The organism is Pantoea sp. MT58 (assembly GCF_014495885.1).
GTDB classification, from domain to species: domain Bacteria; phylum Pseudomonadota; class Gammaproteobacteria; order Enterobacterales; family Enterobacteriaceae; genus Pantoea; species Pantoea eucalypti.
The window spans coordinates 608,249-626,018 of record NZ_CP061083.1; the positions used below are offsets into that span (position 1 = coordinate 608,249).

Below are 17,770 nucleotides of genomic sequence, written 5' to 3' on the forward strand. Positions count from 1 at the left end.
CCACGCCGGAGAATTCATGAGCCAACTTGAACTGAACGATCGCACACTGATCCTGCATCGCTTCCCGCAGATGCGTGACGAAAGTCCATTACAAGCCTGGGATGCGGCTGATGAATACCTGTTACAGCAGGCGCTGCCAGAAGGACCCGTGCTGATCTTCAACGACAGCTTCGGGGCGTTAACCTGCGCCCTGAATCCGCGCACTGTCTGGCACGTCAGCGACTCCTGGCTGAGCCAGCAGGCCGCCCGCCAAAATCTGAGCTTCAATGAGATGGATGACAGCAACGTACACTTTGTTGATAGCCTGGCTGAGCTGCCCGCGGCTCCGGCGGCGGTGCTGATTAAAGTGCCTAAAACGCTGGCGTTGCTGGAGCATCAGCTGCGTGCTATTCGTGAAGTCGTCACGCCAGATACGGTGATTGTGGCGGCGGCGCGTGCCAAAGAGATCCACAACTCGACTCTGCAGCTGTTCGAACAGATCATCGGTGAAACCAAAACCTCACTGGCCTGGAAAAAAGCGCGCCTGATCTACAGCCAGTTCAGTCAGCCTGAACTGCGTGAGGCCACGCCGACGCTGGTCTGGCCGCTGGATGGCACCCCTTATCAGATCCACAACTACGCTAACGTCTTCTCGCGTTCTTCGCTGGATATCGGTGCACGGCTGTTTGTGCAGCATCTGCCGGAAAACATTGAAGGTGAGATTGTCGATCTGGGCTGTGGCAACGGTGTGGTAGGGCTGGTGGCGCTGGAGCAGAATCCGCAGGCCGAGGTGCATTTCCTTGATGAGTCTTATATGGCGGTCGCCTCCAGCAAGCTTAACGTGGAAGTAAACCGTCCTGATGACCTGTCGCGCTGTCAGTTCCTGGTGAATAACGTGCTGAGCGGCTATCCATCAGATCGGCTGCACGCGGTGCTGTGCAACCCGCCATTCCATCAGCAGCACGCTGTTACCGATCATCTGGCATGGCAGATGTTCCGCGATGCGAAACGCTGCCTTCAGTATGGCGGCGAGTTGCGCATTGTCGGCAACCGCCACCTCGATTATCACCACAAGCTGAAGAAGTTGTTCGGCAACTGTACACTGATCGCCTCAAACCAGAAGTTTGTGGTGCTGCGCGCGGTGAAAATGCGCTAGTCAGATCGTCAAAGCGAGTTGCGTTGCCTGCGCAATCGCGCGGCGCGCATCCAGTTCCTCCGCGACATCTGCGCCGCCTATTACGGTTACCACCTGTCCTTTTGCACGCAGCGCGGCTTCCAGTTCGCGCTGCGGCTCCTGGCCGGCACAGATAATCACGTTATCCACCTCCAGCAGCAGCGTTTCACCGTTACGCCGCAGGTGCAGGCCGCTGTCATCAATGGCCAGATATTCAATGCCGCCCCACATCTCCACGCCGCGCGCCTGAAGGCTGGTGCGATGAATCCAGCCGGTCGTTTTTGCCAGCCCGGCACCCGGTTTCCCTGATCGGCGCTGCAATAGCCAGATTTGCCGTGATGCGGCAGGCGGCTGTGGGGCAACCAGGCCGCCGCGCTGTGTCAGGCTGTGGTCGATGCCCCATTCGGCGTAAAACGCCGCCAGGTCCTCGTCATGCGACGGCTGAGACAGATACTCCGCCACATCAAAGCCAATCCCACCCGCGCCAATAATCGCCACCCGTTTACCCACCGGGCGCTTATCGCGCAGCACCTCCAGATAACTCAGCACACTGGGGTGATGGATGCCCGGAATAGCCGGTGTACGCGGCTTAATGCCGGTTGCCAGCACCACCTCATCGGCGTCACTCAGCTGATCGGGCGTGACCCGACAGCCCGTCTGAACCGTCACGCCTGCTGCCGCCAGCTGATAGCGGAAATAACGCAGCGTTTCACTGAACTCAGATTTGCCGGGGATCTGCCGGGCAATATTGAACTGACCGCCAATCTCGGGCGCGGCCTCATAGAGCGTCACCTGATGTCCGCGCTGCGCCGCCTGCAGGGCAAACGCCATTCCGGCCGGGCCGGCACCCACTACTGCCAGTCTGCGCGGTGCGGTGCTGGCGATGACCGGCATCAGCGACTCATGGCAGGCGCGCGGATTGACCAGGCAGGAGGTGATTTTACCGGCGAACACCTGGTCGAGGCAGGCCTGATTACAGGCGATGCAGGTGTTGATGCTGTCCGGTTCGCCGCGCTGCGCTTTGCTGACAAAGGCGGGGTCGGCGAGGAAAGGGCGTGCCATCGACACCATATCGGCACAGCCCGACTGCAGCAGCGCCTCAGCGACAGCGGGATGGTTAATACGGTTGGTGGCGATCACCGGCACCGAAATGTGGGCACGCAGGCGCTGCGTCACCCAGGCAAAGGCCGCGCGTGGCACGCAGGTGGCGATGGTCGGGATGCGCGCTTCGTGCCAGCCGATGCCGGTATTGAACAGCGTGACGCCGCACTGTTCCAGCTCGCCCGCCAGCAACAGGGTCTCCTCCAGCGAACTGCCTTCTTCGATCAGGTCGAGCATCGACAGCCGGAAGATAATGATAAAGGCGTCACCGGTAGCTGCGCGAACGGCACGGGTAATTGCCAGCGCGAACTGCATCCGTTGCCGGAAGTCGCCGCCCCAGCGGTCGGTGCGCTGATTGGTGTGTTTCACCAGAAACTGATTAATCAGGTAGCCTTCGGACCCCATGATCTCCACACCATCGTAACCTGCCTGCTGGGCCAGCCGGGCGCAGCGGGCGAAGTCATCAATGGTCTGTTCAATCGCCGCCTCGCTCATCGCCTGGGGCGTAAACGGGTTAATCGGTGCCTGACGGGCGGAGGGCGCGACCAGATCGGGCTGATAGCTGTAACGACCGGTATGCAGGATCTGCAGGGCGATTTTGCCCTGATGCTGATGCACCGCTTCTGTGATTTGTCGATGCCAGCTGCATTGTGCTTCGTCGGTGAGCATCGCGCCATGCGCGGTGGTAACACCCTGCGCATTGGGGGCGATGCCGCCGGTGACAATCAGCGCTACGCCTTCCCGTGCCCGCTCGCCGTAGAACACCGCCAGCCGGGCTGCGCCATCCGGATGCTCTTCCAGGCCGGTATGCATCGACCCCATCAGAAAGCGGTTTTTCAGGCGGGTAAAGCCAAGATCCAGCGGCGTAAACAGCGCAGGATAATCAGGATTGACGGACATGGTAGTCACTCACAGCAAAGTGGTCGGATGAGTTTACTCTAGCCCCTTCTGCATTAAAAAAAAGTGAAAGAATGTCAGGGTGTGAGTGAAATCATAAACATCGGCAGGTGAGCAGGGCGAGCGTGCGCAGGGAACCCGGGCCTTAAGCAACACGGCCATCCGTGGCTTTTAATGTTTCTGGCTCTGAAACCGTTAACGCCGCCGGATCCACGAATAGCGCGAGCGATAGCCGCTGCTATGGTGGGTATTGAAGCGGTAGCTGGAACCGCTCTCGGCCATGCAATAGGTGCAGACATTAACGTTGTCGATCTGCGCGGCCGGCACACCCGCGTTGACCAGCAGCTGCGTCGCCAGTGCGGGCAGATCGAACCAGACACCCTGCTGATGGGCTGCGGCCTGTGGACGTTGTGCTTGTGGGTTTACCGGTTGATTCCGGTGCCAGCGTAGCCCGCTGGCAAACGCTGGGTTCTGCGCAATCTCCGCCAGCTGCGGTTCGGCCAGCTCATAGCAGCAGGGGCCCATCGCCGGGCCAATCGCCACCACCAGATCCTGCGGGTTGCAGCCCTGCTCGCCCAGTTTTTCCACGGCGCGGGTCAGCACACCCGCCAGTGTGCCCTTAAGTCCGGCATGCACCGCCGCCACGATCCGCTGTTGGCGGTCGGCGAACAGCACCGGCAGACAATCGGCGGTGTAGACCGCTACCGGTCGCATTCCGCTGCCGATCACGCCATCGGACTCACAGCTTTTGGGCGGAATGTTCTCACTATCGGTGACCACGGTTGCGCTGTGGCGCTGATGTCCATAGGCGGCATCGGCGGGAGGTGGCTCACCGGCTGGCTGAAACGCATAATCGAGCCACTCCAGCGAATCGAGCAACGGCGAGCGCGGGATCACGGCCATAAGAATCTCCTGTTATAACAGCGTGCATTGGGCTGCCAACAGCTTACGTTAACTGCTACATTTTTGAAGCTTCTCCTCAGACCTTTCTCACCTTAAGGATGAAATGATGAAAACCTCCGCAAAACTCGCAGCATCCGGACTGGTCGCGCTGCTCCTGACCGGCTGCGCCTCGTCGACACATCAGACCGCGCAACAGCAACTCGGTCAGCAATCGGTGCTGGCTGTAAACTGGTTCCAGCAGTCTGGCGAATATCAGGCGCTGACCTGGCAGGCGTTTAACACCGCGCGCATGGCATTTGATCAGGCACCGTCGCTGACCGGCAAACCCAAAGCGGTGATTGTCGATCTGGATGAAACCATGCTGGATAACAGCGCCTACAGCGCGTGGCAGGCGAAAAACGGCCAGCCGTTCAGCAGCAAAACCTGGTCAGCCTGGACGCAGGCGCGTCAGGCGAAAGCGGTGCCGGGCGCGGTTGAGTTCGCGCGTCATGTGACAGAAAATGGCGGCACGCTGTTTTATGTGTCGAACCGCGATCAGAAAGATTACGCTGCCACGGTCGCCAATATGCAGCAGCTCGGCTTCCCTGACGTCAGCGATAAAACGGTACGTCTGAATACCGACAGCTCCAATAAGCAGGCACGTTTCGATGCCATCAAAAATGCGGGCTATAACGTGGTGCTTTACGTCGGCGATAACCTCAACGATTTTGGTGGGGCGACCTGGCATAAAGGGAATCAGACGCGTCGCGATTTCGTGAATCTTAATCATCAGCAGTTCGGGACGCAGTTTATCGTGTTACCTAATCCACTCTACGGCGACTGGGAGAGCGGAATGGCGGAAAACTACAATAAGCTGACCCCGGAACAGCAGTTGTCGGTGCGTGAATCACGTCTGCAGAGCTGGAACGGTAAATAATTCGTCAAGAAAAAGAGCCTGCTCGTTCAGGCTCTGTTTATTATTGGTCCTTATTTACTTACTGTCGTCACTATTTTCCTGCAAATTAAATTAATCATCTCTTGCTCCCTTCTTAACTCAATACAGGTATATCTGACTGGCTTATACCCATTAAGCCGGTTGATTGTGCTAATGGTTAATTTTTTAATTAAGAGGATTCCTGGTGAAATGAACGCTGACTGGTATGGTGCTGAAAACCCCCTTTGTTAGTGCTTGTATTTATTTGTCAGCATTAACTTTAGTTAATTTTCTAAAATCATGATTTTAATCTATTAAAAATTAATTCTGGTGATTCCTTTTCATCTTTGCTGCTTAATTAAATTTACGTAACCCTGACTCTTACTGACGGCAAACTGACAAAACCCGTGAGAACAAAGCGTTGTGAAATATTGCCCGTGCATTGGAAATGGTTAGCGTCTATAACCTTTTTCTGTGATTCAGTTCTTATTTCCTTGGCGGCTCATGCTTTATTTGTGTGCCGACACATGTTGTGGTTAGCCAGGATGCGACATCCCGGTAGTAGAGAGAAGATGATTGTGACGACACTTAAACCCTTATTAGCGAAAAATCGCAGTTGGGCCTTGCAGCGCCGCCAGCGTAATCCGGATTATTTTAAAAAATTCCTTCATCAGCAAAAGCCGCACTCACTCTGGATAGGTTGCTCTGATAGTCGCGTTCCGGCTGAGGTATTAACCGGCTCACATCCTGGCGAACTCTTTGTACATCGTAATATCGCCAACATGGTGATTGAGGACGACGACAATTTGCTGAGCGTACTGCAATACGCGCTCTTCTTTCTCGGTGTGAAACGCATTGTCCTTAGCGGCCACTATGGCTGTGGCGGCGTAGAAGCCGCGCAAAACCTGCCGGGCAGCGTGCTGGACGGACAGGAAAGCGCGCTGGCGAGACGTATTCAGACGCTGCGAAATGATATTCAGCAGGGGCTGGCAGAAAGCCCGGCCTCAGACGTGGCGCCGGGTGAACAGCTTGATCGGCTGGTTGAGGCCAACGTGAAGGCGCAATTCGCCAGACTGGTGAAATCTGAACCGGTCCGGCAAATCTGGCAATCGGGCCAGGAACTGGAGGTGTTTGGTTGTGTTTATGACCTGCGCTCCGGTCATCTCAAAGAACTGATTCATCAATCTGCAGAGGAACCTTCATTATGAACCTCGATACCCTGCGTCGCGATATTCCGGCGGGTCTGGTGGTGTTTCTGGTCGCCTTACCGCTCTGTCTTGGCATCGCACAGGCCAGCGGATTACCGCCGTTTGCCGGTCTGCTGACGGGTGTGATTGGCGGTCTGGTCGTGACGTCGCTGAGTCCATCCCGATTTGCCGTCAGTGGCCCGGCAGCGGGCCTGGTCACTATCGTGGTCGCCTCAATGGCGTCGCTAGGCAGCTTCTCCGCGTTTCTCACCGCACTGATTATTGCCGGGGCGCTGCAATGCCTGTTTGGTCTGCTGCGTGCCGGACGGTTTATTTCGCTGGTGCCGGGCAGCGTTATCAAAGGGATGCTGGCGGCGATTGGTTTGCTGCTCATCATGCAGCAGATCCCGGTGGCACTGGGTGCCGCTGGCGATGCGGAGCTGGTGTCGCTGGTGACCGGCGAGATGACCTTCTCGCTGCCCGCCATCGTGGTAGCAGGTGTTGGTCTGGCCATTTTATGTCTCTGGACCACCGCACCGGTGAAACGGATCAAGGCGCTGGCCTGGATCCCCGGCCCGCTGATTGCCGTGCTCATCGGCTGCCTGGCTACCGTGATGGGTGGGAGGCTGTTTCCTGAGATGACGCAGGGTCTGGCTCGCATTTCGCTGCCCGCTTTTGACAGCGTCTCTGCGCTGGTGGCGGAGCTGGAAACGCCTGACTGGATGGCCTGGCAGAATCCGCAGGTCTGGGTGGTTGCGGTGACCTTAGCCCTGGTCGCCAGTCTGGAAACTCTGCTGAGCCAGGAGGCGCTGAAAAAACTGCGTCCTCAGACGCCCGCGCCGTCGCCCAACAAAGAGATGTTCGCGCAGGGTATCGGTAACCTGGTGGCCGGTTTCCTTGGCGCGATGCCGATCACGGCGGTGATTGTGCGCAGTTCAGTGAACGTCAGCGCGGGCGCGCAGACCAAATTGTCGATTTTCATTCACGGTGTACTGCTGCTGATTTGCGGCATGTGGTTTAGCGAGATGCTGAATGCCATTCCGCTGGCCAGCCTCGCTGCCGTACTGCTCTATACCGGTTATAAACTGGCGACACCGCGACTGTTCGTTGAGCAGTTCCGGATGGGCGCGCAGCAGTACGTGCCGTTTCTGGCCACCATCGTTGGGATTATCACGCTGGGTATGCTGGTCGGTATTGGCATCGGTATCGCCACCCAGATCCTCTATAGCATCTACAAGAGTCATCGCAACGCACTGCAGCTCACCCGCTATGATGACCACTATGTGCTGCGCTTTCAGCAGAACCTGACCTTTATGCATAATCCCAGGCTCCAGGGATTGCTGGATGAGATCCCAGAGAACAGCGTGGTCATCGTTGATAACGACAATGCGGAATATATCGATCCCGACGTCAAAGCGGTGCTGAAAGATTTTGGCGATAACGCTGATAAACGCGGCATTCGCCTGAGTCAGTGGCCGGTTGCGGTAAAATAGCGATAAACGCAACGGTAAAGTCGTTTGAGAGGCAAAAATCGGATATCTCGGATATCCGATTTTTTTATTTGCGAGGCATAATAAGTCCCCAATTTTTACTGTCATCTGATGGGGTTAGACTCTTCAGGGTCACTTTGCGGAGTCAGCCCAGGAAGGGCGGTTGACCGTCGGATGACAGTGAGAGTATCCAGGATTTAATCATTCTGACACCACGCGCCTGTGCAGGCTGACGTGGACAGCCAGCCTCTCTGCGACAAGGTCCGGATGTATGCGCATGCAGCTGTTTGAAGAGCACAACGCTAAGAAGAACGCATTTTCGCTGTTTTTAGTGACGTTGTTATTTTGCTTTATCGGCGGACACCTGCGCATCCCACAGGAGCTGTCACTGTTCTGGCCAGTCAACGCGATCGTCACTGGCGTTATCGTCCGAAATCCTTATCTGCATCAGACCCGCTATTACCTGGCTACGTTTGCTGGCATGGTGTTTAACGACACTGTTTTTTCAGGCTGGGCGCTTTCTGCCTTCACGCTGAACCTGGCGAATCTTCTGTTTGTGCTGATAGCGGTTACGCTGCTGATAAAGCATCGTCAGAATGATTCCGGAAGGGAGCGTATTATCAATGTGTTACGTATTTTCCCCGCCTGCCTGCTGGCCGCGTTAGCCTGTGCCAGCTGGGGGGCACTGGCACAGCAGGCTGATTTCACTGTCGGTCTGGCGATGGCCTGGGGTGAGTGGTTTAGTGAGCAGTTCTCTACCGGGCTCATGGTGCTGCCGTTTTTGCTGACGCGTGACTGGTCGTCGCTGTCAGCCCGCCAGTTTTTGCAGCTGCGCAAGCTGGCACCCGTTATCGCTCTGATCTTTTCGATGATGATTGGGGCAATAATGGGTGGCGCAGGTAGCCTGACGTTACCGGTTCCGGCGCTGGTGTGGTGTGCCATCGTGTTGCCGATGCCGCTGACCAGCCTGGTGATTCTGCTGAGCGGTATTGTCGAAATCATTCTGGTTTCGCACGGCGTAATGAACATTCAGGGCGATGATACCCTTCTGCCCGTCAGCCACCTGACCTCGGCGCGGCTGGGTGTGGCGACTATCGCAATTAGCCCGCTGATCGTGGCCGCGAGCATGGATGCCATTCGCCAGCTGAATCAACGGCTCGCGCTGCGCGCGAATTACGATTTCCTGACCCGGCTGCTGTCGCGTTCCGGCTTATATGAAAGCCTGCGTGCGGAGCCTATTTTCCCGGATCGTAAGGTGGGTGTGATTCTGTTGGATGTCGACTACTTCAAAGCGATTAATGATAATTTTGGTCATGACGCGGGAGACAGCGTGCTGGAAGAGATCGCTCGCCGGATGCAGCAGGTTATCGGTAAAGAGGGACGCGTCTGCCGGTTTGGCGGAGAGGAATTTGTGGTGGTGCTGTTCGACCAGAATCCCGCAAAGCTTTATTTTCTCGCCGAGAGCATCCGGCAGAAGATGGCGAAAGAGAAATTCTGGCTACAGGGCAGTACGGCTACCGTGACCGTCAGTCTGGGACTGGCGCATAGCAGTGCCGGAGAAGCGACGGAGTGGCACCGTGTGATTAACCGGCTCATTTCGGCGGCGGATAAAAACCTCTATCTCTCGAAGCGCAATGGCCGTAATCAGACCTCACCCGTCAACTATTGCGGCATCTCCAGCGACGTGGCATAACGCCACGCCGCCGGGGCGGGTCAGCTGACGCTGCTTTTCAGCGTGCTGGCCTGCTGGTGGCGTTCAATCGCCAGGTCTATCAGACGGCTGATCAGATCCCGATAGCTGAGCCCGGCTGCCTGCCAGAGTTTCGGGTACATGCTGATGTTGGTAAAGCCGGGCAGGGTATTCACTTCATTGACGATAATTTCGCCGGCGTCAGTCAGGAACACATCGACGCGCGCCATGCCAAAGCACTCCAGCGCGGTAAAGGCCTTGATGGCGACATCACGAATCGCATCGCTGGTTTCCGCTGCGATGGCCGCCGGGACCACCGTCTGTGCTCCGTTCTCAGAAATATATTTGGTGTCATACGAGTAGAAGGCGTCATGCACCACCACTTCGCCGCAGGGGCTGGCTTCAGGTGCATCGTTGCCCAGCACCGCGCACTCAATCTCCCGACCTTTTATCCCCTGTTCAATCAGTACTTTGCGGTCAAAGGAGAAAGCCAGTGCCAGCGCGGCATCAAACTCTTCAATGCTATCTACTTTGCTCACGCCCACTGAAGAACCCTGGTTGGCGGGTTTGATAAATAGCGGCAGTCCAAAGCGGGCAATCACGGCCTCTGGATCCAGATGGGCGCGTTGTGCCTGAGTGACGCTCAGCCACGGCGCGACGTTGAGGCCGGCATCGCGTAGCAGGCGTTTGGTGAAATCTTTGTCCATGCTCACCGCAGAACCCAGCACATCGGACCCGACGAACGGTAAAGAGGCCATACGTAGCAGACCCTGCAGAGAACCATCTTCACCCAGCGTACCGTGAACAATCGGGAAGATAACGTCGATTTGCGACAGTGGATGGGCGTTGTGACGGGTGATGATCTGCTGCTGCGTCTTGCCCGGCACCAGCGCCACATCTTCAGCGGCGTGATTCAGTGCGATCAGCGCCGGATTTTCAGCGTTAAGTAAGAAGTTGGACGCATCATTCAGACGCCAGTGTCCCTGTTTGTCGATGCCCAGCAACACCACGTCAAACCTGGTTTTGTCGATCGCCTCAAGGATATTTTTGGCCGACTGCAACGACACCTCATGCTCGGCCGACTTCCCGCCAAACACGATCCCTACCCGCAACTTTGTCATCTGTTTTGCCCACTGAAAAAATCAAAACCACAAGATAGCATGGGGTTTGCGCGGGTTAAATTACCTGAAATCTAAATGCTGGCGACAGTAATTGCCTCGTCAGGTTGTTTTAATCGCAGCTACCTTTTCTCCATACGTTATCGACAGGTCGCAGGGATGACTTCGGATGAAGAGCGGTTGCAGATCAGAAAGGATGAGAGATGACTAAATCTGACGATCAGGCAGAGGGCAATGCGGGATATCGCCAGGTTTGGCTGGAGAATATCACAACCCGTTGTCGTACCTTACCCAGTATGGTGTTGCGGGCGCTTTCGGGATAATGATCTGCGATGTGGCGATGACGCCACATTCAGGACTATCGCTGACGATTCGCGGTGCCGCTTGAGAGGATGAAAACTGTGAGCTGAGGTAAAACGGTCAGCGTGGAAGATAGCTTCTGCCAGTCTCGCTTGTGTTCACACCAGCAAATATGAGGATGAGTACGTTTTCTCAGTTGCTCTCATCTTTGTGCGGCACATCATTTCTTTTTTGGTCGGGCGTTATCTTGCATAAAGGTTCGTAGGCAAGACCTGAGATCTTCCTGGTGTCCTTGGCGGGCTTCTTCTCCTTTCGCTTTCCCGACATGACAGGCCACGCGCTAAATAACTCTGAGAGTATTTCGAAAATCTGATGCATAGCTGTTGCTCACTTGTTCGAGTCAGGCAATGCCAATGACTTTAACATGAAGCTAATATTTAATGGGCCGGATTTATGAGAGGCGTTGAGGGTTAGTTACAGGTGAGAAACCGGGTCGCTGTTTCCGGCTTCAGCCATTATTGATGCGTGGTGGACTCTTTGAAACCGTCTACTGATTCTGCTGTGTGGCGCCAGCCGTGCCATTGATGATAAAGACTCGCAGAAGGCTCTGCAATTCACGGTCTTGATTCGGGCTGCTCAGGATAATCAGTTGAGGATTTCCCATGGCAGTGAAAATGCATCGCCACTTTGCCGCCACTCGAAAAGCCAGTAACAAAAAAGCCGCTTCAACGAGCGGCTTAAGTATATGTTTTTTTATCACTAAATTTGGTGGCCCCTGCTGGGTTTGAACCAGCGACCAGGGTATTATGAGTCCCAATTCGAAGTGAGTTAAATCAGTAACTTACTGATTTTTATGTCTTGCCTAGGCCTAATACAGATGAAAAGTGGCATATAGCGTTGCGTTCTGCTGCCACTTTGCTGCCACTCAATCCGAACTTGCATAGAATCGCTCACGCTTCATCTATACAGCCCCAGAGGATAAAGCAAGAATCATCTTGGCTGACATTATTTAATGTATATTGATATTTTCGTCTTTTCGGAGTGTTGAAATTATCATTTTTATGGCTAATGTTAGTAAACTCAAAATTAAAGCGCCTGCACCGCCAAGTACTAATGTATTGTCACTAGAATCTTCCCAAAGAGTTTTGTTCTCTCTAAGTCTATTCCTATAAAAAAGGCTTACTTTCCCGGTTGAAACCAAGTTGTTTTCTAAAGATGTATGAGTGTAAATATCATCTCCTATTGCTATGATGTTATCCATTCTGTTAGATTCAATATTTTTCCCATTAATTGAAAGTTTATCGAATGAGTGCAATACTATTCCCCCTGTATATCCATTTTTAAAGTAATTTTTTAAGAAGTTATCCTTATTGATGTCTTTGTTTATAAGAGATAATATTTCACCTTTAATTTCAAAGTGACTATTGCCGTTAGATATTTCAGGAGTATAAAACTCATCTTTTAAATTAGGCTCTATTTTTATAAATAAACCTATAATCATAGCGTCACTTTTTTTAATAAGTAGGTTTTCGCCCAGTTTATTAATTGATACCGATTCGCACTTTAATGGAGAGTGTAATTTACTTGACCGCAAGCGCTCAGTTTCAATGTTGATTTTTTTTGTTATTCCATTGATAGTCAAAGTGAAACTAGAGGTTTTTTTATTCTTGTTTTTTTCATAATCTATTGTTGGAGTGGCAATGTAGATACCTCCATCAGTATGAGATGGGAAGTAATAAGCTGTTCCGTCATTTGTCTTGTTAATGTCATAGGCGTTATTACTATTTCTCTTGACGGAAAATAAATTAACTATTTCATCTGTGAGTTTTGTATAGCCATTTTTATCACTAATACGAATCATTGACATCGATTCAGAAGGTTTTATTTTAAGGCTTTTAACATTTCTAAAGTTATATGATTCTGATGGTAATGCTTTAGCAATGGTATCATCTGGGCAGTTAGTAAAAAGTGAAAGTGTTATATTGTAGGATTCATCTTCTTTTGTTTTAGAGTTAATTTCAGTAATCATACCTGTCAGTTGAACTTCTTTTTCAATCTTTACAGGCTTACCGAATATTGAGAATTCCTCTTTTTTTTCTTGTTTTTTGGTTTTTCTTTGATCATCTCTTTCGCTAGTGGTGAAGTAATTTCCAGAAAAATCTTGAGAGGTTGATACGCTAAAGTTGATGCTTGTAGGTCGATAAAAAAAACAAATGATATAATAGCTGACTATTAGTATAAAAAGGCATAATAATATATAGGATATATAACTAGTTAAATGGCGAACTTTAATGTTGACGTTGTTTAATGATAATAAATTTTTTTTAATACAATAGAGAAATATTATAAATGCTGATATGACTGGGGATCCAAAGAAATTTGCTATTAAACATTCAACTGCTGATTGGATTGTAAGTGTTTTGCTAAAAAAAAGATGAGCGATATCTGTAGTTGTTAATGTAAGTATTGAGCTGATTATGCTTGCAAAGAATATTTGTAAAGAAGACTGGAAAAATAAAGACGTCAAAACTATTAAAAATGCTGCAATATAATTATAGTTGTCATGTAATGAGTAACTCATTAATATATATTTATTCAGATCGGGTATTTTTGCAATGGCATCTTCAAACGCACTACCGTAAAGGGTTGCGCTATCACTCCCAATGAATTTAAATAGATAATACTGTGCCTCTCCTCCAACAGAAATTAGCGTCCAGACGCAGAAAAAAATAAATAAGAAATCTAAGTGCGATGTCCGTTTGCGAGATAATATTCTGTTAACTTTAGCAATCACTTCAGTCAAATTCATTTTTAATATTCCACTTTATTTCAGAGGTTAAATATTGAGGTGCTAATTATTTCAAATATTTCAATTAAATGAAGGTGAATACTTAATAGCATACATCATTCAATTCTAGAAAGAGGGTTAAGTAGCATCGCCTCAGATAAATGATCTGGTGCAAAGTGGGAATACCTCATTGTAACCTTGATATCTGTATGCCCTAATATACGCTGAAGTACAAGAATATTACCACCGTTCATCATGAAATGAGAAGCAAATGTGTGGCGTAAAACATGTGTCAGCTGCCCAGCAGGAGTTTCAATACCGGCGCGCTGCATGGCCTTTCTGAAGGCTGAATAGCATGGTTTAAAGAGCAACTCCGCTTTTCTGCTCGATGGCAAATCAGAGTGTAATTTTTCAGTTATTGGCACCGCGCGGTTTTTCTTGCCTTTAGTTTTGACGTAGATGATCTGACCGGCGCGGATTTGGTTGCCCTTCAAGCCTTCGGCTTCACTCCATCGTGCACCTGTTGCCAGGCAGATTTTCACAATGGTCGTCAGATCTTTAGATCGGCTGTTCTCACATTCGGCGAGGAGGGTTCTGATTTCCTCAATGGTGAGATACGCCATCTCGGATTCACTGATCTTAAATTCGCGTACGTTCTCAAGTGGATTAGCTGCGGTCCATTCATCCAATCGACGCAGCTCGTTGAACATCGCCCTGAAATACGCCAGCTCTAAATTAACTGTGCGCGGCGTAACTGTCTTCACTCGGCTGGAGCGGGTGATCTTCCCGCTTAACCGCTGCTCGCGATAAGACGCAAAAATCTTCGCGTTGAACTCGGTAGCGAGTGGATTTCCCATCGCTTCGCAGGCGAACGCCATCGTAGTTCGCCGCTTCTCACCATCCGCCAAGGTGATGCCATGCGTGTTGAACCACAATTCAACCAGCTCAATTATCCGGCGCTTATCTGTTTTCTCACCCAGCCAAGGCTTGTCCTGACGCTGATCTTTTACGAACTTCTTAAAAGATTGCGCTTCGCCTTTAGTGGCGAACTGGCGGCGTATTCTCTTATCGTCTCGGCCGTTCGGGAAAACCTGAGTCTGCCATTCCCCAGTGGGTAATTTACCTATCGCCATGCTATGCCTTTCTCTGAGCGGGCAACGACTTGCCCAAAAACTTGATATTATGGCCGCGCTCACCGCCTGGATGAAGTACGTATGGGCAGTGCAGATCACCAATGTGTTAGCCACGCCGCATATCAGTTGGCCCGAAAAGCCCGCCTGACTGGCGAACTGGCAATGGATTAACAACCTGGCACACAGATGGTAAAGTAAAATTCGCTAACCATTTAACGAAAGGGATCAGCAGGTATGGATACAACAGAGCAACTGGATGGTACGTATTATTTCAACCAATTGCCTAATCTGACGCCGCAGGAGTTTCTGTTCTGGATACTTATTGATGAGACACAAAAGCAACTAGGCGTTCAGGATATTTTGGCCGTTGCGGGATTAATTCTGGGCAACAATAATATCGACGTTCCGGGGAAACCTAACACGGCAACCCCCGGTACTTCCGTTGCGTCGCTCTTTTTCCGCAAACACCTTTCTTACAAATTCCGGCGGCGCATTCTGCCAACGCTGACCGCCAAATCTTTCAGCCTGCGTGGGCTGAAGATTTTTTGGGTAAATAATCTGGGGGCATTTGTAGGCAGAGCCGTGCCTGTTGTCGGATGGTTGATTCTGGCAAACGATGTTGCACAAATTAGTTTCCACACTGTCCATCGCTATAACCTGATTGTGCGACCGGAGGATAAAATCTGGTGAATAATATGACAGCAACCCCTGATGCAGTGCGCGAATTTATTCTGCGTGAGCTGCCGCTGGTGACGACGTTTCTGTTGAAGAAAATTGAAGTCGGCGACGATGACATTCTGCAGGAACAGTTCGAGGCGGATGATATCGCTGAAATGGCGAAAAAGTTTTTTAATGACTTTGATGTGCAGCCCGCAGGCTTCAATCTTGTCGTTTATTTCCCCTGGAAAACCTCCTCGCTGTTCTCACGCAAAAATGTAAAACAGGATAAAGAGCCACTGACCATAAGAATGTTTATTGAGTCAGCCCGTGCAGGGCGCTGGCTTTTCTGATTGCTCACAGCAGGTGATAAAGTTCCCCGTTTTGTCAGCTGCCACACAATTACAATAATATGATTTACCTTCCCTAAGGCCTGACCATAACGGAACTCCTTCACAGAAGTATCGCCATATAACACAGAATTATCACCTGGACGCCGCGAAACCGCACAACAGGCCAGCCGTTGCAGAAAACACCCGTACAGCGGCAGGTTGAAAGCCATTATCCGGAGCTGGCCAGCGGTCTGCACCTGCCTAAAATGGCGCGTGTTGTTGCCCCGTCTGAGGCGGTTAAAAGCGGAAACTTTGCTGACCCATTCAGGCCGCGCTATGCCGTCGATCTGCAACTGCTGGACGCTGACGGCAATCCGGACGGCAGCACGCCGGTTTATCCTGCCGTGCCGCTGCCCGTTCCGATGGCCGGTAATGATTCGGGGATGTTTCAGTTTCCGCCAGAGGGGACGCTGGTTGAGGTCGGGTTCACCGGCGGACGTCCAGACAAGCCGTTTGTGCGCCAGACCATGCCGGAAGGGACCAGCCTGCCGGACGTGAAGCCGGGCGAACAGCTGCAGCAGCAGCGCGCGGAAGTATCACAGCGCGTAACGCAGGCGGGAGACTGGGAGCGCCAGACCGATCAGGCCATCCGTGAAACATCGATGAGTCGTGAAGTTAAAGCCGATACGGAAACGCGAGAACTGGTCAGCAGGGAAACGACTGTCAAAGCCACGGACAAAACCACGGTGATCGGCACGTCGTCACTGATGGCCGGGGCAATTCAGCACGTAACCACCGGCAGTTACAGCGTGGCCGCACAGCAGAGCCAGCTGATTACAGTGGGCGGTGATACGGAAACGGACGTCACCGGCAGCGTGGCGATAAAAGTCGGTCAGGCACTAACTGAAAAAATTGGCCAGCTGCGCCAGAGCATTGCCGGGACGCGTCAGGAGATTATCGCGCCGGTGGTGTGGATTGGTTCGGAGAAGATTAACGTGGCCCAGCTGATGCTTGATACCGTGGCCCTTGTGCAGCAACTGGCAGAACAGCTGGCCAGCCACACGCACCCGTCAACCGGCCAGCCCACGAACAGCAGTGCCATCGCGCAGAGTGGCCAGCAGGCCGCCGCGCTCAGTTCGAAATATTCCCCCGTCATCGGCAAGTAAGCCAGCACACTAACCCGCTATCGCAGCGGGTTTTTTATTGCACGTCACCAGAACGCCTCAGACGCACGCCACGCCACGCACAGGCGCGCCCATCACGCACGACAACCATAAACAGATCATCCGCACAGCGCGGCACTGGCTGCGCGTCAGCCCCGGCAAAATAATCGTCGCGCAGACAAAATCGGCGCTACACCGCACCCGCCTGCAGGTTTTGCATCATAAAATTTTTTCAGTTTTATTTTTTTACAAAGGGCATGGCCAGACCGCGCCGGGGCTGGGGTTCTATCGGATTTCGCCAACTGAAAAGATTGAAAAGGATTTCAGCGCTTTTCTGTTTTGAGGATCTAAAGTGGATCTCGTCTTAAATTCATCTAACTGAATTTTAAGGATATTATTTTTTTTGGTCGCCTTCCGGATCTCAGGCGGATCTCTGTAGGTTGTTTGTGACCAAGCAGCAATTCCAGACAGGCCAAGGGCTGCAGAGGTTTCGGGACTTTTTGCAGAACTGAAAAACACAGCAAGAAAAACACTGTTATTATACGCAGTATTGATATTGGCAAGAGGGCGGAGAAATGCGACGTTTTTCACTCAATGGCGCAATTTTATGTTCATAAAATTTAGAGAAAACACACTTGCGATACGATCTAGAAGAAAGAAAAAGAGGCTTGACTAGGTGCTTATGAGTGTTAGGAAAGGGAGTAAAAAACCCCGCAGGGCGGGGTTTTATGCTGCTTTAGGTTCATGCGGCTGACCAGATTGGTCCATTGCAGAACAACTTAAAGCTTCAACATCTTGTACATTGAACTTTTGCCAAAACGATGTGGCTTCGGCTATCAACGAGAGAGTTTCCGTAACATCGAAGCTAATCTCTTGAGTATTCATAACTTACCTTAGTATTTTAACCCTAACGGGGAGTAAGTAGTGATGTTAGGCATTCATATG

The 17,770-nt window shown here is 51.8% G+C and carries 14 protein-coding genes and 1 pseudogene; 9 read left to right on the forward strand and 6 right to left on the reverse strand.

Going from position 1 to position 17,770, the window contains the following annotated elements; translation table 11 throughout:
- Positions 1-16 precede the first annotated feature (16 nt).
- Complete coding sequence (gene rlmG / locus IAI47_RS02950; protein ID WP_008925760.1) at positions 17-1,135, forward strand: 23S rRNA (guanine(1835)-N(2))-methyltransferase RlmG; 1,119 nt, start codon at positions 17-19, stop codon at positions 1,133-1,135.
- On the opposite strand, the gene IAI47_RS02955 is transcribed toward rlmG, so the two are convergent.
- Together IAI47_RS02955 and IAI47_RS02960 are read right to left on the reverse strand one after the other, a co-directional pair.
- Positions 1,136-3,154, reverse strand: coding sequence for an NADPH-dependent 2,4-dienoyl-CoA reductase (locus tag IAI47_RS02955; RefSeq protein WP_008925759.1), 2,019 nt, complete (start codon positions 3,152-3,154; stop codon positions 1,136-1,138).
- 192 nt (positions 3,155-3,346) lie between these two features.
- Positions 3,347-4,054 (reverse strand): polyphenol oxidase family protein, encoded by a 708-nt coding sequence (locus tag IAI47_RS02960; RefSeq protein WP_008925758.1) that lies wholly within the window; start codon positions 4,052-4,054, stop codon positions 3,347-3,349.
- Positions 4,055-4,160: 106 nt separating this feature from the next.
- Here IAI47_RS02960 and IAI47_RS02965 point away from each other — a divergent pair, with 106 nt between their 5' ends.
- The 4 genes from IAI47_RS02965 to IAI47_RS02980 all read left to right on the forward strand — a co-directional run bounded on the left by IAI47_RS02965 (position 4,161) and on the right by IAI47_RS02980 (position 9,337).
- Positions 4,161-4,970: a 5'-nucleotidase, lipoprotein e(P4) family gene (locus tag IAI47_RS02965; protein WP_008925757.1), complete on the forward strand. Its 810-nt coding sequence runs from the start codon at positions 4,161-4,163 to the stop codon at positions 4,968-4,970.
- 569 nt (positions 4,971-5,539) lie between these two features.
- On the forward strand, positions 5,540-6,175 hold the full coding sequence (locus IAI47_RS02970) for a carbonic anhydrase (RefSeq protein WP_008925756.1): 636 nt from the start codon (positions 5,540-5,542) through the stop codon (positions 6,173-6,175).
- Positions 6,172-7,647 (forward strand): SulP family inorganic anion transporter, encoded by a 1,476-nt coding sequence (locus tag IAI47_RS02975; protein WP_008925755.1) that lies wholly within the window; start codon positions 6,172-6,174, stop codon positions 7,645-7,647. Before IAI47_RS02970 ends, IAI47_RS02975 begins: the two co-directional genes overlap by 4 nt.
- A 268-nt stretch (positions 7,648-7,915) precedes the next feature.
- Positions 7,916-9,337, forward strand: a complete 1,422-nt coding sequence (locus IAI47_RS02980) for a GGDEF domain-containing protein (RefSeq protein WP_008925754.1) — start codon at positions 7,916-7,918, stop codon at positions 9,335-9,337.
- A gap of 20 nt (positions 9,338-9,357) precedes the next feature.
- Here IAI47_RS02980 and ddlA read toward each other — a convergent pair whose 3' ends face one another.
- From ddlA to IAI47_RS02995, 3 genes are all read right to left on the reverse strand, one after another.
- The gene (ddlA, locus tag IAI47_RS02985) at positions 9,358-10,455 is read right to left on the reverse strand and encodes a D-alanine--D-alanine ligase (RefSeq protein WP_008925753.1); all 1,098 of its coding nucleotides are present in this window, start codon (positions 10,453-10,455) and stop codon (positions 9,358-9,360) included.
- A 1,306-nt stretch (positions 10,456-11,761) separates the two neighbouring features.
- Positions 11,762-13,561: a hypothetical protein gene (locus tag IAI47_RS02990; RefSeq protein ID WP_187961168.1), complete on the reverse strand. Its 1,800-nt coding sequence runs from the start codon at positions 13,559-13,561 to the stop codon at positions 11,762-11,764.
- A gap of 95 nt (positions 13,562-13,656) precedes the next feature.
- Complete coding sequence (locus IAI47_RS02995; protein WP_008925750.1) at positions 13,657-14,673, reverse strand: tyrosine-type recombinase/integrase; 1,017 nt, start codon at positions 14,671-14,673, stop codon at positions 13,657-13,659.
- A 70-nt stretch (positions 14,674-14,743) separates the two neighbouring features.
- Here IAI47_RS02995 and IAI47_RS21945 point away from each other — a divergent pair, with 70 nt between their 5' ends.
- The 4 genes and pseudogenes from IAI47_RS21945 to IAI47_RS03015 all read left to right on the forward strand — a co-directional run.
- A complete protein-coding gene (locus IAI47_RS21945) occupies positions 14,744-14,821 on the forward strand; it encodes a hypothetical protein (protein WP_231001659.1) in 78 nt (25 codons plus the stop codon).
- Between the two features lie 86 nt (positions 14,822-14,907).
- Complete coding sequence (locus tag IAI47_RS03005; protein WP_008925749.1) at positions 14,908-15,363, forward strand: STM2901 family protein; 456 nt, start codon at positions 14,908-14,910, stop codon at positions 15,361-15,363.
- A complete protein-coding gene (locus IAI47_RS03010) occupies positions 15,360-15,683 on the forward strand; it encodes a DUF1493 family protein (protein ID WP_008925748.1) in 324 nt (107 codons plus the stop codon). Before IAI47_RS03005 ends, IAI47_RS03010 begins: the two co-directional genes overlap by 4 nt.
- A gap of 131 nt (positions 15,684-15,814) precedes the next feature.
- Positions 15,815-16,828: pseudogene (locus IAI47_RS03015) on the forward strand (hypothetical protein); the annotation flags it as partial.
- Positions 16,829-17,551: 723 nt separating this feature from the next.
- Here the strand turns inward: IAI47_RS03015 and IAI47_RS03020 are convergent.
- Entirely contained in the window at positions 17,552-17,710 is a 159-nt protein-coding gene (locus IAI47_RS03020) for a hypothetical protein (protein WP_182630122.1), read from the reverse strand.
- Between the last annotated feature and the right edge of the window lie 60 nt (positions 17,711-17,770).